This window comes from Sphingomonas anseongensis (genome assembly GCF_023516495.1).
GTDB lineage: Bacteria > Pseudomonadota > Alphaproteobacteria > Sphingomonadales > Sphingomonadaceae > Sphingomicrobium > Sphingomicrobium anseongensis.
On record NZ_JAMGBC010000001.1, the window covers coordinates 1,066,808 to 1,087,347 of the forward strand.

General features: G+C 65.0%; 21 protein-coding genes and 1 tRNA gene. 10 read left to right on the top strand and 12 right to left on the bottom strand.

From position 1 onward, the window contains the following. Positions 1-21: 21 nt before the first annotated feature. On the bottom strand, positions 22-477 hold the full coding sequence (locus LZ519_RS05540; RefSeq protein ID WP_249867717.1) for a universal stress protein: 456 nt from the start codon (positions 475-477) through the stop codon (positions 22-24). Positions 478-621: 144 nt separating this feature from the next. Here LZ519_RS05540 and LZ519_RS05545 point away from each other — a divergent pair, with 144 nt between their 5' ends. From LZ519_RS05545 to LZ519_RS05555, 3 genes are read left to right on the top strand one after another with little or no spacing between them, the layout of a single operon-like run. Further along, positions 622-1,935, top strand: coding sequence for a pyruvate dehydrogenase complex dihydrolipoamide acetyltransferase (locus tag LZ519_RS05545; RefSeq protein WP_249867718.1), 1,314 nt, complete (start codon positions 622-624; stop codon positions 1,933-1,935). 1 nt (position 1,936) lies between these two features. Continuing rightward, positions 1,937-2,149 (top strand): hypothetical protein, encoded by a 213-nt coding sequence (locus tag LZ519_RS05550; protein WP_249867719.1) that lies wholly within the window; start codon positions 1,937-1,939, stop codon positions 2,147-2,149. Positions 2,150-2,189: 40 nt separating this feature from the next. After that, positions 2,190-2,516 carry an acyl-CoA thioesterase gene (locus LZ519_RS05555; protein ID WP_249867720.1) on the top strand — a complete coding sequence of 109 codons (327 nt, stop codon included), beginning with the start codon at positions 2,190-2,192 and terminating at the stop codon, positions 2,514-2,516. A gap of 36 nt (positions 2,517-2,552) precedes the next feature. Here LZ519_RS05555 and astD read toward each other — a convergent pair whose 3' ends face one another. Next, positions 2,553-3,980 carry a succinylglutamate-semialdehyde dehydrogenase gene (gene astD / locus LZ519_RS05560; RefSeq protein WP_249867721.1) on the bottom strand — a complete coding sequence of 476 codons (1,428 nt, stop codon included), beginning with the start codon at positions 3,978-3,980 and terminating at the stop codon, positions 2,553-2,555. Between the two features lie 54 nt (positions 3,981-4,034). After that, on the bottom strand, positions 4,035-5,414 hold the full coding sequence (locus LZ519_RS05565) for a protein adenylyltransferase SelO family protein (RefSeq protein ID WP_249867722.1): 1,380 nt from the start codon (positions 5,412-5,414) through the stop codon (positions 4,035-4,037). Positions 5,415-5,454: 40 nt separating this feature from the next. Here LZ519_RS05565 and LZ519_RS05570 point away from each other — a divergent pair, with 40 nt between their 5' ends. Then, entirely contained in the window at positions 5,455-6,321 is an 867-nt protein-coding gene (locus LZ519_RS05570) for an alpha/beta fold hydrolase (RefSeq protein ID WP_249867723.1), read from the top strand. Here LZ519_RS05570 and LZ519_RS05575 read toward each other — a convergent pair. The 3 genes from LZ519_RS05575 to LZ519_RS05585 form a co-directional block, all read right to left on the bottom strand. Continuing rightward, positions 6,318-6,911 (bottom strand): SCO family protein, encoded by a 594-nt coding sequence (locus tag LZ519_RS05575; RefSeq protein ID WP_249867724.1) that lies wholly within the window; start codon positions 6,909-6,911, stop codon positions 6,318-6,320. The genes LZ519_RS05570 and LZ519_RS05575 overlap by 4 nt on opposite strands. Further along, on the bottom strand, positions 6,908-7,345 hold the full coding sequence (locus LZ519_RS05580) for a copper chaperone PCu(A)C (RefSeq protein ID WP_249867725.1): 438 nt from the start codon (positions 7,343-7,345) through the stop codon (positions 6,908-6,910). The genes LZ519_RS05575 and LZ519_RS05580 overlap by 4 nt, the downstream gene beginning before the upstream one ends. A 24-nt stretch (positions 7,346-7,369) precedes the next feature. Next, positions 7,370-7,443 (bottom strand) — tRNA-Cys (locus tag LZ519_RS05585). Between the two features lie 177 nt (positions 7,444-7,620). Between LZ519_RS05585 and LZ519_RS05590 the strand changes: the two genes are divergently transcribed. The 4 genes from LZ519_RS05590 to LZ519_RS05605 are packed head-to-tail and all read left to right on the top strand — an operon-like array spanning position 7,621 to position 12,238. Further along, a complete protein-coding gene (locus LZ519_RS05590; protein WP_249867726.1) occupies positions 7,621-8,271 on the top strand; it encodes a protein-L-isoaspartate O-methyltransferase family protein in 651 nt (216 codons plus the stop codon). Between the two features lie 13 nt (positions 8,272-8,284). Next, positions 8,285-9,739, top strand: a complete 1,455-nt coding sequence (locus LZ519_RS05595) for a TolC family outer membrane protein (RefSeq protein WP_249867727.1) — start codon at positions 8,285-8,287, stop codon at positions 9,737-9,739. Between the two features lie 15 nt (positions 9,740-9,754). Next, positions 9,755-10,168 carry a DUF2497 domain-containing protein gene (locus tag LZ519_RS05600; protein WP_249867728.1) on the top strand — a complete coding sequence of 138 codons (414 nt, stop codon included), beginning with the start codon at positions 9,755-9,757 and terminating at the stop codon, positions 10,166-10,168. 39 nt (positions 10,169-10,207) lie between these two features. Continuing rightward, positions 10,208-12,238: a dipeptidyl-peptidase 5 gene (locus tag LZ519_RS05605; protein WP_249867729.1), complete on the top strand. Its 2,031-nt coding sequence runs from the start codon at positions 10,208-10,210 to the stop codon at positions 12,236-12,238. Here LZ519_RS05605 and LZ519_RS05610 read toward each other — a convergent pair whose 3' ends face one another. From LZ519_RS05610 to LZ519_RS05620, 3 genes are read right to left on the bottom strand one after another with little or no spacing between them, the layout of a single operon-like run. Next, positions 12,239-12,718, bottom strand: coding sequence for a GAF domain-containing protein (locus LZ519_RS05610; RefSeq protein WP_249867730.1), 480 nt, complete (start codon positions 12,716-12,718; stop codon positions 12,239-12,241). Beyond that, positions 12,718-13,122: an alternative ribosome rescue aminoacyl-tRNA hydrolase ArfB gene (gene arfB / locus LZ519_RS05615; protein WP_249867731.1), complete on the bottom strand. Its 405-nt coding sequence runs from the start codon at positions 13,120-13,122 to the stop codon at positions 12,718-12,720. Before arfB ends, LZ519_RS05610 begins: the two co-directional genes overlap by 1 nt. Continuing rightward, entirely contained in the window at positions 13,112-13,783 is a 672-nt protein-coding gene (locus LZ519_RS05620; RefSeq protein WP_249868869.1) for an RluA family pseudouridine synthase, read from the bottom strand. Before LZ519_RS05620 ends, arfB begins: the two co-directional genes overlap by 11 nt. A 176-nt stretch (positions 13,784-13,959) precedes the next feature. On the opposite strand from LZ519_RS05620, the gene ctrA reads away from it, so the two are divergent. Continuing rightward, positions 13,960-14,673 (top strand): response regulator transcription factor CtrA, encoded by a 714-nt coding sequence (ctrA, locus tag LZ519_RS05625; protein WP_249867732.1) that lies wholly within the window; start codon positions 13,960-13,962, stop codon positions 14,671-14,673. 60 nt (positions 14,674-14,733) lie between these two features. Here the strand turns inward: ctrA and LZ519_RS05630 are convergent, their stop codons facing one another. Next, on the bottom strand, positions 14,734-15,543 hold the full coding sequence (locus LZ519_RS05630; protein ID WP_249867733.1) for an arginyltransferase: 810 nt from the start codon (positions 15,541-15,543) through the stop codon (positions 14,734-14,736). Between the two features lie 101 nt (positions 15,544-15,644). Next, on the bottom strand, positions 15,645-16,862 hold the full coding sequence (locus LZ519_RS05635) for a threonine ammonia-lyase (protein WP_249867734.1): 1,218 nt from the start codon (positions 16,860-16,862) through the stop codon (positions 15,645-15,647). A 55-nt stretch (positions 16,863-16,917) separates the two neighbouring features. On the opposite strand from LZ519_RS05635, the gene LZ519_RS05640 reads away from it, so the two are divergent. Beyond that, a complete protein-coding gene (locus tag LZ519_RS05640) occupies positions 16,918-18,573 on the top strand; it encodes an amidohydrolase (protein ID WP_249867735.1) in 1,656 nt (551 codons plus the stop codon). On the opposite strand, the gene LZ519_RS05645 is transcribed toward LZ519_RS05640, so the two are convergent. Continuing rightward, positions 18,545-20,524, bottom strand: coding sequence for a protein-disulfide reductase DsbD family protein (locus LZ519_RS05645; RefSeq protein WP_249867736.1), 1,980 nt, complete (start codon positions 20,522-20,524; stop codon positions 18,545-18,547). The two genes, LZ519_RS05640 and LZ519_RS05645, sit on opposite strands and share 29 nt — an antisense overlap. Positions 20,525-20,540 lie beyond the last annotated feature (16 nt).

The following is a 20,540-nucleotide window of genomic DNA, read 5'->3' on the forward strand; positions in this document are numbered from 1 at the left end:
GGGGGCGCGATGGTGCGGCAACTAGCTGAGCTGCTCCAGTCGCTCGTCGGTCAGCGAACCGGGGATGATCATCACCGGGCACGGCAGCTTGCCCGAGTCCTTGCCCGCGAAATGGGCCACCAGCGGGCCCGGATCGCCCGAAGGCGCCGCGCCGAGCACCAGCGCGGCGATCTCGTCCCGGTCGGCCAGGTAATCGCGGACCACCTTCACCGCGTCACCCTGGCGAAGGACGATTGCCGGCTTGATCCCCGCCTCGTCGAAGATCCCGCCGACGGCGGAGCTGACGACTCCCTCAATTCGGAGCTTCTGCTCTTCCTCGAACGCGGCCTGCACCCCGCCCCACTGAACGAAATCCTGAGGCGCGACGACCGCCAGGACCTCGACTGCACCATCGGTTTTGGTTGCTCTGCGGGCGGCGAAGCGGAGCGCAACGCGCGCTTCGGCACTGTCGTCGATCACGACCAGATAGGTGCGCACCCGCTTTTTCCCCTGTTGTCGAAAAGAGGCTGCTAGAAACGGGCGCCAAGCGCAAGCGGCAACGGCTCTGGGCGGCAACTCGCGCTTGACCCGAACCGCGGCATTGGCTTTGTGCCAGCTGCCCGCCTTCCAAGAAGGACTCCGATGCCCATCGAGCTCAAGATGCCCGCCCTTTCGCCGACGATGGAAGAGGGAACGCTCGCCAAATGGCTTGTGAAGGAAGGTGACGAGGTGAAGTCGGGCGACATTCTCGCGGAGATCGAGACCGACAAGGCGACGATGGAGTTCGAAGCGGTCGACGAAGGCAAGATCGCCAAGATCCTGGTCGCCGAAGGCACGGACGGGGTGAAGGTCGGAGCCCCGATTGCGATCCTCGCGGGCGAAGGCGAAGATGCCAGCGACGTTGCTGCCGGGGGCAGCGAGCAAAGCGCATCTGTGAGCAAGGCGGCGGCCGGAGCTGCTCCTAAAGCGGATTCGCCCAAGCCTGCACCCGCGCCGGCCCCGAAAGCCGAGGAGCCTCCCAAGGCTGCAGCGCCTGCGCCCGCCCTTGCTCCACAACCAGCGCAACAGCAGCGCGACGAGGGCCAGCGAATCAAGGCGTCGCCGCTGGCCAGGCGAATCGCCGCCGACCAGGGGATCGATCTTTCCTCGCTCACGGGCAGCGGCCCCGGCGGTCGGATCGTCAAGGCGGACCTTGAGGGCGCCCCAGCGGCAGCTGCGGCTCCAAAGGCCGCTACTCCCGCAGCTGCTCCAGTCGAGCCCGGCGAAATCCCGCATGAGGTCGTCAAGCTGTCCAACATGCGCAAGACGATCGCTCGCCGCCTGACCGAGTCGAAGCAGACGATCCCGCATTATTATCTCACAGTCGACATCCAGCTCGACGCGCTGCTCAAGCTTCGAAGCGAGCTCAACAAGGGGCTCGAGCCGCGCGGAATCAAGCTCAGCGTCAACGACTTGCTGATCAAGGCGCTGGCGATGGCGCTCATCGAGGTGCCGACCGCGAACGTCAGCTTCGGCGGCGACCATATGGTCAAGTACAGCCGCGCGGACATTTCCGTCGCGGTCGCGACCGAGGGCGGACTGATCACGCCGATCATCGTCGGCGCCGACACGAAGAGCGTTTCGACAATCGCGAAGGAAATGCAGGACCTCGCCGGCCGTGCCCGCGAGGGCAAGCTGCAGCCGCAGGAATATCAGGGCGGCACAGCCAGCATTTCCAACCTGGGAATGTTCGGCACAAAGCAGTTCGACGCCGTGATCAACCCGCCGCAAGGCATGATCATGGCTGTCGGGGCGGGCGAAAAGCGGCCGTATGTGGTCAACGACTCGCTGCAGATCGCGACAGTGATGAGCGCCAGCGGAAGCTTCGACCACCGCGCCATCGACGGTGCCGAGGGCGCCAAGCTGATGGCCGCGTTCAAGCGCCTGATCGAGAACCCGCTGGGAATGCTGGCCTGAGATGAAATGGATCACCGCCTTGGTCGTGGGCGCGATCATCGCGTTCATACTGCCAACGGCGTTCGACGGCGGTTCCGGCACGTGGGTGCACAGCTGGGCCGGGGCGGGAACGGTTCGCCCGCTCGAGGGCTCACGCAACCTGCTCTTCTCCATCCCCTTATTCGTTGGCGTCAGCCTCGCCTTCCGCCTGATCTTCAACTGGCACAGGATCTGACTCCCTGCCTGGGCGGACGCCTCTCATTCGGGTCACGGCTATGCCCTCCGACACCAATCCCTATGGCGGCGTGTTCGGCGGCTGGCTGATGGGACAGATGGGGCTCGCCTGCGGGTCGTTCGCGTCGCGCCATTCCAACGGCAAGGCGATTCTGGTCGCAGCCGATGCGATCAAATTCCCTGGAGCGATGGCGGTCGGCGACGAGCTCAGCGTCTATGTGGAGCTACTCAAGCAGGGGCGGACGTCGCTGAAGCTGAAGGCCGAAGCTGTCGCGCGCGTTCGCGACGGTGACGAGGAGAAGCTGGTCGCTGAAGGTGAGTTCACCTTCGTCGCGCTCGATGAGGCCGGCAAACCCCGTGAAATTTAGCTTGCTCGCTCATGCCCCCGGCATGAGCTGCGCCAGCTAATCTTCTTGCATGTTGGGGTCGCGAAGCCCCTGGGCGACTGTTCCCCGCACCCGGTCGCCGAGCACGCTGGTCACCGGATAGGCGCAATAGTCGGCGGCGTAGAAGGCGCTCGGCCGGTGATTGCCGGACAGGCCGACGCCACCGAACGGAGCCGTCGACGGCGCTCCGTTGGTTGGCTTGTTCCAGTTGATCACACCGGCGCGGACGTGGCTCCAGAAATGCTCGTACTGATCCGGTGTGCCGCCGAGCAGGCTGGCTGCAAGACCGAAGCGCGTATTGTTCGCTTCCGCGATCGCTGAATCGAAATCGTTGACCCGGATCACCTGCAGGATCGGACCGAACAGCTCCTCGTCCGGAATGTCCCTGGCGTCTGTGACGTCGATCAGTGCGGGGGTCAGATAGGGCCGGTCCTCATAAGGCCTGTCGAGCCGCCGGATGGGCTTTCCGCCTTTCATCATCAACTCCACCCACTGCTCCTGCAGGTGCTGTGCGCTGTCGTTGTCGATCACCGGGCCCATGAACGGTTGCGGGTCCGCGAAGGGCTCGTCGACGATCATCCGGTCGATCAGCGCGGCGATGGCGTCGAGGAGCGGCTTTTCATGGCCGTCCTCCACGATCAGCCGCCGCGCGCAGGTGCAGCGCTGGCCGGCGCTGAGGTAGGCGGACTGGACCGCGATTGTGGCCGCGGCCTCTACGTCCTTCGGGTGCCAGACCACCAGCGGATTATTGCCGCCAAGCTCCAGCGCCAGGATTTTCTGCGGCATGTCCGCGAATTGCTCGTGGAGCGACCGGCCGGCGCGCGCCGAGCCGGTGAACAATAGACCGTCGATGTCCGGCTGGGCCGCGAGCGCCTTGCCCTCGTCGGGGCCACCCTGGAGGAGCCGGATCGCGCCTTCGGGGATGCCGGCGTCGCGATAGCATTGGACCAGGAATTCGCCGCTCGCCGGAGTCTTTTCGGACGGCTTAAACACCACGGTATTGCCGGCAATCAGTGCCGGGACGATGTGGCCGTTGGGAAGATGCGCAGGGAAATTGTAGGGACCGAGCACCGCGAGCACGCCGTGCGGCTTGTGCCGGACGACCACCTTGTTGCCCATCGCCGCCTCGAGCGTCCGCTTCGGAGTACGCTCGGCGAAAGCGGTGATTGAAATCTCGACCTTGTTTATGACCGCCGCGACTTCCGTCTGGGTTTCCCAGAACGGCTTGCCCGTTTCGCGCGAGATGAGGCTCGCGAAATCCTTTTCGCGCTTCCTCACAACGTTGGCGAAGCGGCGAAGCGCCTCCATCCTGTATGAGGAGGAACGAGCCGCCCATTCGGGGAAAGCCGCCCTGGCAGCGGCGACTTCGGCGGCGGCGTCGCCGGTCTCGCCGCTCCAGATTTCGCTGCCGGTGGCGGGTTCGGTCGAAGAGATACGCTTGAACATCGGTCTGCGCCCTCCACCACGCGGTGCTTCGCGGGTCAAGTTGAGCAACAGCCGTTACGATTGCATCGCTTCGCCCATTCGACGAACCGCGGCGATCTTCGCATCGAACGGGGCCCAGTCGTCGCGCTCGGCAATCGCATCCCAGATCGCCTCGACCTCGTCGATGTGCATCGAGCAGGGCTCCGAATCCGACCAATAGCCATGGCCGGGGGGGCGTTCGCGGCCGTCGAGAAGCGACGCCAATTTCCGGAACGGCACTGACGGATATTTGTCCGCTCCGGGGTCGCTGCCGCCTCTCCAGTCGAAGAAAATGCGGTCAATCGTCGCCGCGCGCGAATCCATCGCTTCCACGAGCGCCTTGGCCAGCTCACGGTCGCCGCCTTCGCCGCGCAGCTCCACGCCGAGCCTCCAAAGCAGCTTCTCGACCAGTGCCCGGTCGAACCGATCGCCCCAATCGGCGAGGATGTCGGACAGCGATGGTGCCTCGGCCAGGAGCGACAGGCAGCCGCCAAGCTGCGCCAAGTCCCAATGGATTGCCTCCGGTTGCCGCGCGAAGGCATAGAGCCCGTAATGGTCGAAATAGGCCGCGGTGAAGTCCCCGTCCCAATGAGGCGTGAATCGCCACGGCCCGTAGTCGAAGCTCTCGCCGGTGATGTTGATATTGTCGCTGTTGAGGACCCCGTGAACGAAGCCGGCCGCCATGTAGCTTGCCGCCAGGCCAGCCGTGCGCTCGGCCGCCAGGGCAAACAGCCGGACCGCATTTTCAGCGTCATCCGCGCCGGGCTGCTCCGAGTAGAGATGCTCCAGGCAATAGCGGACCAGCCGCCCCAGAGCGTCGACGTCCTTGAGAAACGCCTGGCGCTGGAACGTGCCGATGCGGAGGTGTCCGTGGCTCAACCGGGTCAGGACCGCCGAGCGGGTCGGCGACGGCTCGTCCCCGCGAACCAGCTGCTCGCCAGTCTCGAACAAAGCGAAGCTTTTGGACGTGTTGACTCCGAGCGCTTCCAGCATCTCGGTCGCGAGCACCTCACGCACTCCGCCTTTGAGTGTTAGCCGTCCGTCCGCGGAGCGGCTGTAGGGAGTTTGTCCGGACCCTTTGGTGCCGAGGTCGAGGAGTCGATCGCGCGCATCCCGCAACTGCGCGAAAAGGAAACCGCGCCCGTCGCCAATGTCCGGATTGTAAACCCGGAACTGGTGGCCGTGATATCGGAGGGCCAGCGGATGCTTCAAATTCTTCGGCAGCGGCTCGAACCGGCAGAAATGCGCCGACCACTCGTCATCGCTCAGCTGGTCAAGGCCGACGGTGGCGGCTGCCCGACGGTTTAGGAAGCGCGCGATGCACTGAGGGAATTGAGCCGCCTCGACAGCGTCGAAAAACCGCTCACCAAGCTCAAGGATCTTTACCTCCGGCCGGTAGGATTGCGCGAGCGCCATTCGCCCGCGATAGGGGAGGCGAACATTCGGGGGAAGCTGCGTGGGCTCTTGGGAAGACCGGTACTGGACCAGCCGCGATGGGCTGAAGCTTCACTATCGCGACTATGCCGGTCCGGCCGATCGCCCGCCCGTCCTTTGCCTCCACGGCCTCACCCGCAACGCCCGCGATTTCGAGAATATCGGCGAACGACTCGCGGGCGAGTGGCGGGTACTCGCGGTGGATTTCCGCGGCCGCGGCGGAAGCGATCATGACCCGCAATCCAGTCGCTACATGCCCCCCGTCTATGCTGCCGACGTTCTTCAGTTGCTCGACGAACTGGCGATCGGCGAAGCCGTGTTCATCGGCACCTCGCTGGGCGGGATCGTGACCATGATCGTCGCCGGATTTGCTCCGCAGCGTATTGCTGGAGCTCTGCTCAATGATGTCGGCCCGGAACTCAACCGCCCCGGTCTCGATCGCATAGCCAGCTATGTCGGACAGCAGCTGTTGTTCCGCGACTGGGACGAGGCCGCCCAGCAATTCGCTGCCAAATATCAGGACGTCCACCCCGGCTATGATCGCGACGACTGGATACGTTACTCAAAGCGCGTCGCGCGGCAGACCGGGCGCGGGATCGAGCTCGACTATGACATGGCGATCGCCGAGCCGTTCAGGCAGATGGACCCGAACACGGCTGCGGCCGTCGACGCATGGCCGTTGTTTCGCGCTCTCGACGGAAAGCCGCTCGTGATCCTTCGCGGCGAGCACAGCGACCTGTTCCCGCCGTCGGCAGCCCAGAAAATGCTCGAAGCGGTGCCAAGCGCAGAGCTGGTGACGGTCGCGAACGTCGGCCACGCGCCTGATTTCGACGAGCCTGAATCGATCGCCGCGGTCGATCGTCTGCTCGACCGCGTTCTCAAGCGTTAGCTGGCGGTAATCCGCTTCAGCTTGTCGAGAGCGGGCTGGTCCTGCTCGTCCGGCGAGACGGTCGCCACGAATTTTCCCTCACGATCGAACAGAAGCACGGTCGCCGTGTGGTCCATTGTGTAGTCGCCGCCGCCGGTCGGCGTCTTCTGCGCAAAGATGCCGAACTGCTTTTGGACTTTCGAAATCTGCGCCGGCGAGCCGGTAAGGCCGATGATCGGAGCGCCGAAGGCAGTCGAATAGGCGGCCATTTCCTTCGGCCCATCACGCTCTGGGTCGACCGTGACGAAGACGATGTTGAAAGCGGAATCCCCGCCCGAGTCTCGCCGGAGTTTCACCAGGCGGGCGAGCGTAGTGGGGCACGTGTCCGGGCAATGGGTGAAGCCGAAGAACAGCACATAAGGCTTGCCCTTCAGCTGCTCGCTTCCGAACGGCTGCCCGTTCGTGCCGACCAAGGTGAACGGCCCGCCGAAGCTGGTCGCAACGAGAGGCTGCTGTTGCGTGCTGCGATCGGGGGCTGTGAGCATCAGGACCGCGATGACAGCCAACACCGCCGCGGTGATGCCCCAGATGATCAGCCTCGCCCGCTTCACATCGACTCTCCGCCGGCCGCGCGAACCGTCGCCACGACCTGCTTCTTGCCGGACTTGGCGAAGCTGAGCTCAAGCGGAACGCTGGAACCGTCCGCCAGCGGCGCCTTGAGACCCATCAGCATCAAATGCGTGCCGCCCGGGCTGAGGCTGACGGTCGAGCTCGCCGGCACTTCCAGCCTTTCCAGAGGCCGCATGCGCATCACGCCACCTTCCATCGAGGAGGAATGCAGCGACGCGTCACCGGCCGGGCTGGTGACTGAGACCAACGCATCTGCCCCGCCTGCATTGGCGATCACAAAATAGGCTGCGGACGAGGTCTGCCCCGGAAGTGTTGCGCGGACCCAGGCGTTGTCCACGCTGATCGACGGCGCCGTCGCCGTCTGCGCATTGCAGGACGCGAGCAGGAGCGCTGCAAGCGCCGCGGCTGTCCGCACTGATTTCCTCCCACTGAGGGTGAATGGAGGCCCGAGCCGGAATCGAACCGGCGTGCAAGGATTTGCAGTCCTCTGCGTAACCACTCCGCCATCGGGCCGAGGACACGCATTTCGGGGCCTTTCGCTTCACGGTCAAGGCGCAATCGCGCTGGTGTGACCCAGCAGCCCAACAGCGCCAAAATTCGACGAACGGGAAGCGTTCGCCTTGGCGTTGGAGGGGCATGCCGATAAAGCGAGGGTTGCATCCCCACTGTATTAGCGGCATACGACACCTCATGACGATCCACGCTCCCGTACCTGATTATGCGGCTGCACGCGCGGCGATGGTCGACGCCCAGCTTCGACCTGAGGGCGTCAATTACCCGCCGGTCGTGGAAGCGATGGCCGCGGTGAAGCGCGAGGAGTTCGTGGCTGAGGATGCGCGGCCCATCGCGTACATCGACCGGACCGTTCCGATGGGCGACGGACGCATGCTGTCCGGGCCGGTCGTGCTCGGCACGCTTCTGACCGAGATGATGCCGGTCGCCGGCGAGCGGGCCCTCGTCGTCGGCTGCGGCACCGGCTATTCAGCCGCCGTGCTCAAGCAGATCGGGCTCGACGTGACGGGGCTCGAAAGCTCGGCCTTTCTTGCCGAACGAGCGCGGTCGCTCGGCATCAGCGTCGTCGAGGGACCGCTCGAGCAGGGCTGGGCCAAGGGTGCCCCTTACAATCTCATCCTCATTGACGGTGCGGTCGAGCGCATCCCCGACGCGATCGTCGACCAGCTCGCCGACCACGGCCGGTTGGGAACAGCCCTGATCGACCGCGGAATCTCGCGTCTCGCGGTCGGCCGGCGCGCCGGCAAGGGCTTTGGAATTCACACGATGGCGGATTCCGGAGCGGCCGCGCTTCCCGGATTTAGCTGCCCCCAGCTTTTCACCTTTTGATTTCGGAGTGACCGTGACCCGTTTCCGCCTTTTACTGACGGGAAGCATGCTGGCAGCGCTTGCCGGCGGCACCGCAGCGGCAGATACGCTGCGCGAGGCGCTCGTCTCGACATACGAAACGAATCCGACGATCACCGCCCAGCGCGAAGCGCTCAAAGCCACCGACGCCTCTGTGGCCATTGCCCGCGCCCAGGGGCGCCCTCATCTGAGCGCGACCGCCGGCATCAACCAGGATCTCTCCCGAAGCGGCATCCTCGACACGGGAGCCAGCGGACCGACCCTCTCTGTCGGTGCGGACGTGAGCATGCCTCTTTTCGCGGGCGGCAGGATCAGCAATTCCATCAAGGCGGCGAAGACCCGCGTCGAGGCTGGCCGCGCACTGCTTCGCGGGACGGAAGGCGATGTTTTCACTCAGGCAGTCGCGGCTTACATGGACGTCATCCGTGACCGCGCCATCGTCGAGCTCAACCAGAACAACGTGAAGGTGCTCGAAACGAACCTCGAAGCCACTCGCGACCGTTTCGAGATCGGCGACGTGACGCGCACCGATGTCGCCCAGTCGGAGGCTCGGCTGGAGCTCGGCCGGGCGAACCTCGCCACGGCTCGCGGGCGCGCTTCGTCGAGCGAGCAGGAATACCGCCGTGTGATAGGGCATGAGCCGGGGCAGCTGGCGCCGCCGCCGCCGCTTCCGCCGCTCCCGGCAACTCCCGAGGAAGCGGTTCGCATCGCCCTTGCCAACAACCCCGACATCGTCGCCGCGAACAGGCAGGCGCGGGCCGCTGGCTATGACGTCAGCGTCGCGCGCGCCCAGCGGCTGCCGACGCTTTCCGCGGTCGGCCGCGGAACCTACGTCAACGAAATCGGGGGTACGATCGGAAACCTGCCCAGCACCGGCGGGCAAACGAGCGTGGGTCTCGAAACGACCGTCCCGATCTATCAGGGCGGTGAAGCCGGCGCACGAATCCGCGAGGCGCAGGCGTTCGAGGGCCAGACGCTGGAGCAGGCCGTAGGAACCGAGCGATCCGTCGTCGCCCAGGCGCGTTCCGCTTTCGCCACCTATCAGGCGGCAACCGATGCGATCGCCGCCAACGAAGTGGCAATGCGGGCGAACGAACTGGCGCTCGAGGGTGCTCGGGCCGAGCGCTCGGTCGGAACCCGCACCGTTCTCGATGTGCTCAATGCCGAGCAGGAGCTTCTCAACTCGCAGGTCGCCCTGGTGACTGCGAAGCGCGATCAATATGTCGCCGGCTTCGAGCTCCTCAACGCGATGGGACAGGCGGAGGCCCAGGACCTCGGTCTCGATGGAGGCCCGCTCTACGATCCGCTTGGCAACTACCGCCGAGTCGCCGGCGATTGGAACGACTGGTCCAGCGACCCCCGCCACCTTCCAAAGGCAACCCGCACCGTCACTCCGGCGGAAGCGGGCGTCGCGCCCGCGACCCAAGGGGTGACACCGCCGCCCCAATAAGCGAATATCGCTCCGATGCAGCGCGAACCCTCGATGGAAGACATCCTTGCGTCGATCAAGAAAGTGATCGCCGAGGAAAAAGAGCTCCGGACCGCCGTCGACGCGGTCGAGGAATCGCTCGATCCGGCAGATTCGGATGGCGGCGACGATATTCTCGAGCTCGACGAGCCGATCGAGGCTGCGCCCCCCGCCGATCTCGGCCCGCCGCTGCTCGACCAGGATGCCGCGGAAACGACGCGTCACTCGCTCGAAGAGCTGTCGAGCGTGGCTGCGACCGTCCCTACTGGCCCGGCCGTCAATCCACTGGAAGAGATGGTCCGCGAGATGCTTCGGCCGATCCTCAAGGAATGGCTCGACGAGCATCTGCCCAACATCGTCAACGAGCATGTGAAGCGCGAGATTTCGCGGATAACGGGCCGTAAGCTGTAGAGGTTTTGCGCTTGGGCTAGCCTTTGCTAGGCCTGCGCCATGAACAAGCTCCTTTTGCTCGCCGCGACCGCAGCAGTGGCCGCCCTCGCTACTTCGCCCGCGCTCGCCCGGCCGATGACCGCAACCGACATGCACATGATGCACCGGATGGGCTCGCCCGACGTGTCGCCTGACGGTCGCTATGCCGTCTTCACGCTCAGCGACACGGACATGGCGGCGAACAAGCGGCGCAACGACATCTACGTGCTGGACCTGACCAAGGCCGGCGCCGTGCCGGAACGGGTGATCACCTCGCCGACAGAGAGTGAAAGCGACCCGGCCTTCTCGCCCGACGGCAAGCAGATCTACTTCCTGTCCGGGAAATCCGGTTCGCAGCAGGTCTGGCGGGTGCAGCGCGGCCAGAAGGCGATCCAGGTCACCCACGCGAAGGTCGACGTCAGCGGCTTCAAGATCTCGCCCGATGGCCGCAAGCTGCTCGTCTATGCGGACGTCAGCGACGGATGCGACCTGTCGGGCTGTGCGGCGAAGCCCGCCGCGCCCGGCGGATCGGCTCGCGTTTATGAGAATAGTGGCTTCGTCCGCCACTGGGATACGTGGGCGACTCCGGGCGAATTCAGCCGGCTGTACTCCTACGACCTGGCCAGCGGCCGAAGCGTTCCGCTGACCACAGGGCTGATCGGCCATGCTCCGGGCAAGCCGTTCGGCGGCAACGAGGAGCTGGCCTGGGCGCCCGACAGCCAGTCGGTCTACTTCGTCCTGCGCAAGGCGGACGCCAAGGAGCCCTTGTCCACCAATCTCGATATCTATCATGTCCGGCTCGACGGCTCCGCGCCGGTCAACCTGACCCAGGCGAACCAGGCGACGGATACGCTTCCGGCAATCTCGCCCGACGGGCGGACCCTCGCCTATGTGGCGATGGCGCGGCCCGGTTATGAGGCCGACCGGCAGGTGGTGCAGCTTCGCGATGTCGCGACCGGCGCCACCCGGCCCCTGACCCAGGGCTTCGACCGTTCGGTGGATTCGATCGAATGGGCGCCCGACGGAAGAAGCCTTCTCGTCACTGCCGGGGATACGCTCGAGGAGCCGGTGTTCCGCGTCGACGTCGCATCCGGAAGCGTCACGCGCCTGACCGGCGACGGGCATTTCGGCAACGTTCGCGCGCTCCCGAACGGGAGTGCGATCGCAACGATGAACAGCATCTTCGCTCCCGATGACCTCTACCGCATCGGCAGCGCCGGCGGGGTCGCGCAGCTGACCGCCGTCAACAAGTCGCTGCTCGACCAGCTCGATCCGGTCACCTTCAACAAGTTCAGCTTCGCCGGAGCGCACAACGACCGCGTGTGGGGCTGGACCCTGAAGCCCGTGACGAACAAGACTCTGCCGATCTCGTTCCTGGTGCACGGCGGTCCGCAGGGAAGCTTCAGCAACAGCTGGTCCTATCGCTGGAACCCGCGGCTGTTCACGGCGCCCGGCTATGCCGCCGTCAGCGTCGATTTCCATGGTTCGACCGGGTACGGACAGGCCTTCACCGACGCGATCAACCGCAACTGGGGCGGCTGGCCGCTGGAGGACCTGAAGAAGGGCCTCGCCTACATCACCGCGCACGACCCGCAGCTCCAGGCTGACAACGCCTGCGCGCTGGGCGGCTCTTACGGCGGCTACATGATGAACTGGATCGAGGGGAATTGGCCCGACCGGTTCAAGTGCGTCGTCCAGCACGACGGAGTTTTCGACGCCCGGGCGATGGCCTACGAAACGGAAGAACTATGGTTCGACGAGTGGGAGCATGGCGGCCACCCCTATTTCGTGAGCCCGCAGGACTATGAGCGCTGGAACCCGGTCAATTACGTCGCCAACTGGCGCACTCCGCAGCTGGTGATCACCAGCGAGAACGACTTCCGCATTCCGTACACGCAGGGAATTGCCGCCTACACCGCGCTTCAGCGGCGTGGAGTCCCGTCGCGGCTGATGATCTTCCCGGACGAGAACCACTGGGTCCTGAAGCCGAAGAATTCGATCCGCTGGTACGACGAGGTGTTCGCCTGGCAGAAGCGGTGGCTCGGCCAGTAGCTAGAGCACGCGCTCCAGGATCTTGCCGAGAGCAACGCAGCCGGCTCGATCCTCTTCGTCGAAACGGCCCGTCCTGGGACTGTCGATGTCCAGCACTCCGAGTAGCTCGCCGTCCCGAATCAGTGGGACGACGATCTCGCTTGCGGAGGCACTGTCGCACGCGATGTGAGTCGGGAAGGCGTTGACGTCCTCCACAAGCTGCACCTCGCGCGTGTCGGCTGCGACTCCGCACACGCCGGTTCCGAAGGGGATACGAATGCAGGCCGGCCGCCCCTGGAACGGGCCGACGACAAGCTCTCCACCGACATTGCGGTAGAAACCGACCCAGTTCACTTCCGACAGGCTTTCGAAGATCAGCGCCGAGGCGTTGGCCATGTTGGCGACTGCGTCTCGTTCGCCAGAGACCAGGCCTTCAAGCGCCGATGCGAGGTCGCGGTAAAGCGTCGGCTTGTCGGCAGCTTCGATCTTGAAGTCGTACATCAGTCGAAACTCACTTTCCCGCGCGTGCGCTTGACGGCGCTTCGCTGCTTTTTCGAATCCACCCGCTTCGCCTTCGCGGCCCTGCTCGGTCGCGTCGGCCTTCGCTTGGGTTGAACCATATGGGCGCTGGTGATCATCTCCGCCAGACGCCGCCGCGCATCCTGCCGGTTAGCATCCTGCGTCCGGAACCGACGAGCGGTGATCAGCAACTCGCCGGCGATCGTCACTCGCGACCCGCCGATGCGTATCAGCCGCTCAAGCGTGGGTTGGTCCAAGCCCAGCTTGTCGAGCTCGACCCGGAGCTGGACTGCGGTCGCGACCTTGTTGACGTTCTGGCCGCCCGGCCCGGTCGCGGCGAGGAACGCCTCGCTAAGAGCATCCTCCGGAATATCCTCAGGCTCCATCGCGCCATTCCCCGAACTGCTCGGGCACAGGAGCAGTGACGTCGATCGTGTCCTTCCCCTCGCGCGGAACGACCAGCCGGACCGCGTGGAGGAGCATCGGCTCGCCCCCGCTTCCATAAATCGGATCGCCGATGATCGCCGCGTCCAACCCGTACCGCGCATGCGCGCGTATCTGGTGAGTCCGCCCTGTTTCCGGCTTAAATTCTACCAGAGTGCGCCCGTCGTTCGAACGCAATGCCCGCCAGCGCGTCAGCGCGCGCTTTCCGCGTTCGTCGGCGACCATCCGCCACCCCTCCTCCACGGACGAGATCTTGGCCAGGGGCAGGTCCACCACACCCTCGCCCTCGATTTCTCCGTCCACGACGGCGATATACAGCTTTTCGACCTTGCCCGCCTCGAAGGTGGCGCCAAACCGCGCCCGCGCTTTCGGATGCCGCGCAAGGAGAAGGCAGCCCGATGTGTCTCGATCCAGGCGGTGCACCGGCACTGGCGGTCGCTGGAAACCGAACTTGAGCTCGTCGATCCGCGCGCTGAGGCTGTCTCCGCCCGCCTTCGGCCGGTCGACTGCGAGCCGGGCCGGCTTGTCGATGACGATCGCTTCGCCATCGATGAACAGCACCCGCTCGGAAAGCTCCCATTGGTCCGCATTGGATAGGGTGATTTGAAGCCTCCCGGCATGGTGCGCGTTTTGCCACTGATGCACTGCCGCAACGAATCAAAGGATTCCAGCCTGTTACACTTTATTAACCTTTTGCCTTCATCCCTCGAATGGTTAATGGACGCTTCAAGGCCGTTAAGAGCGAGTTACGCTTTGGGCCGCGAACGGGGGGACCAGCAATGCGCGTACTGCTGATCGAAGACGAGCCGACGACTGCCCAGAGCATCGAGCTGATGCTCGGCACCGAAGGCTTCAATGTCTACACGACCGACCTTGGCGAGGAAGGCCTCGATCTCGGTAAGCTGTACGACTACGACATCATCCTTCTCGACCTGAACCTTCCGGACATGCACGGCTATGACGTGCTGAAGAAGCTTCGGACGTCGAAGGTTTCGACTCCGGTCCTGATCCTTTCCGGAATCGGCGAAATGGACAGCAAAGTCCGTGCGCTCGGTTTCGGCGCCGACGATTATGTCACCAAGCCATTCCATCGCGACGAGCTCGTGGCGCGCATCCACGCGATCGTCCGCCGCTCGAAGGGCCATTCGCAGTCGGTCATCCGCACCGGCAAGCTGGCAGTGAACCTGGATGCTAAGACCGTCGAGGTCGACGGCGCCCGAGTGCACCTGACCGGCAAGGAATATGCGATGCTGGAGCTGCTTTCGCTCCGCAAGGGCACGACGCTCACCAAGGAAATGTTCCTCAACCACCTTTACGGCGGGATGGACGAGCCCGAGCTCAAGATCATCGACGTGTTCATCTGCAAGCTTCGCAAGAAGCTGAGCCTGGCCTGCGGCGGCGCCAACTACATCGAGACCGTATGGGGCCGCGGCTACGTGCTTCGCGATCCGGATGAGGCGATCGAGCCGTTGCCGGAAGCCGCGGTCGCTTAAGCAGCCAAGTTCAAGACAGGGTGGAGAAAGGCGGGGCCGAAAGGCTCCGCCTTTCGCTTTTCAAGCGTCTGACATTGACCGGCGAGGAGTCCGGCGGAGCGGCAGATCGCTGGACGAACGCCTGATATCTTCGTCGACTGCATCCATCCGCCGCCATCCCTCGCGGCTGAGCCGCTCGAGAGGCCGGAAGCGCGTCTTATAGTCCATGCGCTTGGAGCCCTCGACCCAATAGCCGAGGTAGACGTAGGGCAGGCCGGCGCGAGCCGAGCGGATGATATGGTCTAGGATGATGAACGTCCCCAGGCCTTTGCGCGAGCGCGGCCCGACGTCGAAGAAGCTATAGATCATGGAAAGACCGTCATTCTGCTGATCGGATAGACAGCAACCGACGAGCTTGCCGGGGCGCCCGCCCTTGGACGGCTCGCGATATTCGATCATGAAAGTCCGAACCGGTGTCTGCTCGACCATATCTGCAAAGTCGGTCTCGTCCATTTCGGCCATCCCGCCGCCCGGGTGCCTAACGGCCAGGTAGCGGCGGAGAAGCGCATATTGCTCCTCGGTCGTCCACGGCTTGCAGGCGGTGACTTCCAGGTCGGCATGCCGTCGAAACAGCTTGCGCTGGGTTGCGCTCGCCTCGAACTCCGAAGCGACTACCCGGACCGACACGCAGGCGGTGCAATCGATGCAGCTTGGCCGGTAGGCGACCGACTGGCTCCGGCGGAAACCAATCCGGCCGAGCGCCTCATTGAGCTCGCTCGCGTTGCGGCCGGTAAGCTCCGTGAACACCTTCCGCTCCACCTTTCCGGGGAGGTACGGGCACGGCGAAGGGTTCGTCACGAAGAACTTGGGAAAGCGGAACGGTGCGCTCATGGTTACGCCGCTGTTTATGCGACTGGTAAACGCGCTTGAAAAGACTTGGTCGCGCTATCCGGTGCGGTTCGCGAAGAACTGTCCCGGATCAGGACGGGCGATCAGTCGAGCGACGCGCGCTCGACGTTGAACCCGGCCGCTTGGAGCATCTGCTCGACCTTGTCGATCGCCGCCGCGTCGCGGGCTTCGCATTCGACCTCGATCACCGTGTCCTTGGCCGGAAGGGCGGTGAAGATCCGGCTGTGGCGGATCTCGATGATGTTGACGCCGGCGTCGTGAAATTGGGCGGTGATCTTCGCCAGCGCCCCCGGCTGGTCCTGCGCGGCGACGCGCAGCCGTGCGATGCGTCCCTGGCGAACGAGGTCGCGGACAAGCACGTTGGCGAGAAGGTGCGTGTCGATATTGCCACCGCACAGCAAAGTCCCGACCTTCTTGCCCTTGTAGCGCTCAGGGTCGGACAGCATGGCGGCGAGTCCCGCGGCTCCCGCACCCTCGACCACCGTTTTCTCGAGTCCCGCGAGCATCGCCACCGCGCGCTCGATATCGCGCTCTTCGACGAGGACGACGTCGTCGACGTGATCCTTGAGGATGGCCGACGTAAGCTCGCCCGGCTGCTTGACCGCAATTCCTTCGGCGAGCGTGTCGCCGCCGAGCGGAAGCTGGCAGCCCTGGAGAGCGCATTTCATCGATGGGTAGAGCAGCGCTTCGACGCCGATCAGCTCGATATCCGGCTTGATCGCGCGCGCGGCGATCGACACTCCCGACATCAACCCGCCGCCGCCGATGGGCACGACGAGCATGTCGAGGTCGGGCGCCTGGTCGAGCATCTCCAGCGCCACCGTTCCGGCCCCGGCGATGATTTGCCCATCGTCGAACGGGTGCACGAACACGAGTCCTCGCTCGAGCGAGAGTTCGCGAGCTTTGGCATAGGCGTCGTCGAACATATCGCCGTGAAGAACGACCGTCGCTCCATAGCCTTCGGTCTTCGTGACCTTCACCGTCGGAGTTGATTCCGGCATCACGATAGTTGCCGGGATTCCCAGCCGCGTCGCGTGATACGCAACCGCCTGCGAGTGATTGCCGGCCGACGCGGCGATGACGCCTCGCGCCCGCTCCTCCTCCGACAGCTGGAGCAGCTTGTTGAGCGCTCCACGCTCCTTGTAGGCCGAGGTGAACTGAAGGTTCTCGAACTTCAGCCAGACTTCCGCGCCGGTGACCTCGGACAAAGTCGCGCTCTTCAACATCGGAGTTCGGACGACCGAGCCTTCGATCCGCTTTGCGGCGGCGCGGATGTCGTCGATGGTCGGCGGCTGCATCATCGGCGCCGAGGCCTAGCCGTTCACTCGTGAACGAACAATGCTATGGCTCGCGACCATGAAAACTCCGCTACTCGCGCTCGCGGCCGCGCTCCTCACCTCTCCCGCATGGTCGTCCACGCTCATCGAAAACATAAACGGCATCCAGGTCGGGCCCGACGGCAAGCTCCAGCACTTTTGCAGCCTGATGATCGGCAATGACGGGAAAGTCGCCGACGTGATCGGCTGCAACGTGCTCGCTCAGGCCGGCGGCTTCGACCAGGCGATCGACGGCGGCGGCAAGACCCTGCTTCCCGGCTTCATCGATGCACACGGCCATGTGCTCGGCCTCGGCTTCTCCGCGCTGCAACTCGACCTGGTCGGCACGACCTCGCTCGAAGACCTGCAGCACCGGCTGAAGGACTATGCGGCGGCGCACCCCGACAAAGGCTGGATCGTCGGGCGCGGATGGAACCAGGAGCTGTGGCCGGTGAAAAGATTCCCGACCGCTGCCGACCTCGACGCTGCAGTCCCCGACCGTCCCGTGATCCTCGAGCGCGTCGACGGTCATGCAGTCGTCGCAAACAGCGCGGCGATGAAAGCCGCGGGGGTTACCGGTTCGACGAAGGCGCCTGCAGGCGGGCGCATCGAGAACGGCCTGTTCGTCGACAACGCAATCGAGCTGGTGACCAGGGCAATCCCCTCCCCCACTCCCGCTGAGTTCGACCAGGCGCTGGCAAAAGCGCAGGAAATCCTCCTCGCCTACGGAGTCACCGGCGTCGGCTCAATGAGCACGGGACTGGGCGATTGGCACGCGATGAAACGTGCAGGCGAGGCAGGGCGGCTGCAGGTCCGCTTCATGGTCTACGCAGACGAGCTGAAGCTGCTTCCCGAGGTGCCGCATCCGACCGGCTGGCTCTACGGCGACAAGCTCCGCATGGTCGGCATAAAATATTATGCTGACGGAGCGCTGGGTTCGCGCGGCGCCTGGCTAAAGAAGCCGTATGCGGACAAGCCGGATACCAGCGGGCTGCAGTTCCATTCGGACGCCGAGATGTTGAAGTTGGCGGACGCCGCGGCCGCGGCGGGTTTCCAGGTGGCGACTCACGCGATCGGCGATGCCGCCAATGCTCAGGTTATCTCGGTCTACGAGCAGCTGTCGAAGAAATATGGAGCGGACCGCCGCTGGCGTATCGAGCATTTCCAGATCGCCGATCCCGCCGACATTCCGCGGCTGAAACCCGCCGGGATCGTCGCGTCGATGCAGCCGACTCATCAAACCAGCGACCGGCTGATGGCGGTGGCCAGGCTCGGTCCGGACAGGCTGGCAGGCGCTTATGCGTGGCAGTCGGTCGAAAAGCTGGGAATCCCGCTGGCGTTCGGCACCGACTTTCCGGTGGAATCGGCAAACCCATTCCCCGGGCTGTCGGCGGCCGTCAGCAGGCAAGACATCAACGGACAGCCTCCCGGCGGCTGGTTGCCCGCCGAACGTCTGACGTTCGAGCAGGCACTCGGCGCCTATACCCGCGGCGCTGCCTATGCAGGCTTCGCCGAAGACAGGATCGGAGCGCTCGAGAAAGGCAAGTGGGCGGACTTCGTCATCGTCGACCGCGATCCGACGAAGGTCGACCCGCAGTCGCTCGCCCGCACCCAGGTGCTGGAGACCTGGGTTGCCGGGAAGAAGGCGTGGAGCGCTTCGGCTGCGGCTACCGCTTCGCCCGAGCGCGGGAAGTAAGCATCGCGGGTGTGAGCACCTGCGGAAGCTCTTCGGGTTCCGCTTTCCCCGGCGAGTACCAAAGGTAGAGCGGAACGCCCGCCCGCCCGCGATCTTCCAGGAAGCGGGTGATTTTTGGGTCGCCCGTCGTCCAGTCGCCTGCAAAGAGCTTTACATCCGCCGCCTTGAACGCCTCGCGCACCTCGCTTCGATTGATGGCGGCCGCTTCATTGACCTTGCAGGTGAGGCACCAGTCGGCGGTAAAATAGACGAACGCGGGATGGCCTTGCGCGACTTGCGCGGAAACCGCCACTTCATCCCAGGGCGCCGCTCCCGAGACTGCGTGAGCGGCGGCAGCGCTCCGGCCGGGCATCGCCCACACCCCGGCGACCGCCACGACAAAGGCTGCCAGCGCGGCGACATAGCCGGTCTGCTTGCCTTTTCTCTGAAGTACGCCGGCGCCGACCAGTTGAAGACCAACGAGGGCACTTGCTGCCAGGCCGATTTGCAGCGCCTGAGCGCCACCCAGCCGCCACAGCAGCCAGAGGCCCGCAACGACTGTCGCGGCCATCGGGATGGCCAGGAATCGTTGCAGGCGGACCATCCACGGGCCGGGCCTTGGAAGCATCCGCCGTAGCGCAGGGATAAAGGCGACGGCGACGAACGGCAGCGCGAGCCCCAGTCCAAGTGAGGCGAACACCGCGATCGCCCCGGCCGCGGGAAGCAGGAGCGCCGTTCCCAGCGCGGCACCGAGGAACGGGCCGGAACAGGGAGTAGCGACGAAGGCGGCGAGTGCGCCGGTCGCGAAGCTGTCGTTGGGAACTGCAGAGCGTACCAGCACGGGCACTTCGAAGATTCGAAGCAGGTTGAGTGTGATTGCGGTGGCAAGGAGCACGAGCACGAGAACCGTTCGCGGGTCCTGGAGCTGGAAAGCCCAGCCCGCCGCGCTTCCGCCCGCGCGCAGCGCGAGAAGCGCGAGGCCAAGCGCGCCGGTTCCGATGACGGCTCCGGCGGCATAAGCAAGCGCATCGCGCCTGGCCTCGGTCTCGTCCCCGCCGCTTTTCGCGAGATGCAGCGCCTTGAGCGTCAGGATCGGGAAGACGCACGGCATCAGGTTGAGAAGGATGCCACCGGCGATTGCTCCCAGTACCGCCCACAGAAGCGCGAGCGCGCCGCCCCCGCCGATCGGGCTTCCGCCGCTCGGAACCGGTCCAGGCACAGCATCGATGTGAAGCCCGCGCCCGTCGCCGAGCGCAAGCACCGCCGGAAGCCGGGCCGGAGCCGCGCCACCCCTGGGAAGCTCTGCGATCAGCAGCTCGCCCTTGCGGGTGAAGCTTTGCTTGCCTGCATAATCAACCGGCCCGTCCGCTTCGGGAAAAACGTAAGCGTCCTCGACCTTCACGTCGCTTGGAAGCGGGATTCCGACGCGGATTCGATTTCCCGCGATCTCGAAATGCGCAACGCTTGCGAGCGGCGTCGGGAGCGCCCGGCGCCATTCGTCGAACCGCGTGCGATTGGGCGTGCCGATGCCGACGGGAAGGTCCAGCGACAGTTCGCCGCTTTCGGGAACGCAGACCTTGTCCGTGCATGCGAGCCAGTTTGCCTGCGCCCGGATGGGGATGGTGCCGGCCGCTCCGGGCGGCGCCTTAAGCCGGACGAGGATCGCGTAATCCTGCTCGTACACATAGTTCATCAGGCCGGCGATCGTCAGGCGCGTCGGCACGGGATAGCGTAGCGGCCCGGCCGTCCAGCCCGGGGGAAGAGTCCACTCGACCTTCATCGGAAGCCCGGCATCGCCCGGGTTCAGCCAATAGCCGTGCCACCCCGGCTTGGTGTGCATGACGATCGCAAGCTCGACCTCGCCGCCCGCCGCCGCGGGCCCCTCCGCGACCAGCTGCGGGTCGATGCCGCGAGCGTGCGCAACTGCCGGCGCGAGCAAGAGGGCCAAAAGGATCAGGACGCGCCGGACCATCCCGCTGCGCTAGTGG

Coding starts and splice junctions, on each gene's coding strand:
- LZ519_RS05545 (WP_249867718.1), top strand. CDS start 622: ATGCCCATCGAGCTCAAGATGCCCGCCCTTTCGCCGACGATGGAAGAG.
- LZ519_RS05550 (WP_249867719.1), top strand. CDS start 1,937: ATGAAATGGATCACCGCCTTGGTCGTGGGCGCGATCATCGCGTTCATA.
- LZ519_RS05555 (WP_249867720.1), top strand. CDS start 2,190: ATGCCCTCCGACACCAATCCCTATGGCGGCGTGTTCGGCGGCTGGCTG.
- astD (WP_249867721.1), bottom strand. CDS start 3,980: ATGTTCAAGCGTATCTCTTCGACCGAACCCGCCACCGGCAGCGAAATC.
- LZ519_RS05565 (WP_249867722.1), bottom strand. CDS start 5,414: ATGGCGCTCGCGCAATCCTACCGGCCGGAGGTAAAGATCCTTGAGCTT.
- LZ519_RS05590 (WP_249867726.1), top strand. CDS start 7,621: ATGACGATCCACGCTCCCGTACCTGATTATGCGGCTGCACGCGCGGCG.
- LZ519_RS05600 (WP_249867728.1), top strand. CDS start 9,755: ATGCAGCGCGAACCCTCGATGGAAGACATCCTTGCGTCGATCAAGAAA.
- LZ519_RS05605 (WP_249867729.1), top strand. CDS start 10,208: ATGAACAAGCTCCTTTTGCTCGCCGCGACCGCAGCAGTGGCCGCCCTC.
- LZ519_RS05610 (WP_249867730.1), bottom strand. CDS start 12,718: ATGTACGACTTCAAGATCGAAGCTGCCGACAAGCCGACGCTTTACCGC.
- arfB (WP_249867731.1), bottom strand. CDS start 13,122: ATGGAGCCTGAGGATATTCCGGAGGATGCTCTTAGCGAGGCGTTCCTC.
- ctrA (WP_249867732.1), top strand. CDS start 13,960: ATGCGCGTACTGCTGATCGAAGACGAGCCGACGACTGCCCAGAGCATC.
- LZ519_RS05630 (WP_249867733.1), bottom strand. CDS start 15,543: ATGAGCGCACCGTTCCGCTTTCCCAAGTTCTTCGTGACGAACCCTTCG.
- LZ519_RS05635 (WP_249867734.1), bottom strand. CDS start 16,862: ATGATGCAGCCGCCGACCATCGACGACATCCGCGCCGCCGCAAAGCGG.
- LZ519_RS05640 (WP_249867735.1), top strand. CDS start 16,918: ATGAAAACTCCGCTACTCGCGCTCGCGGCCGCGCTCCTCACCTCTCCC.
- LZ519_RS05645 (WP_249867736.1), bottom strand. CDS start 20,524: ATGGTCCGGCGCGTCCTGATCCTTTTGGCCCTCTTGCTCGCGCCGGCA.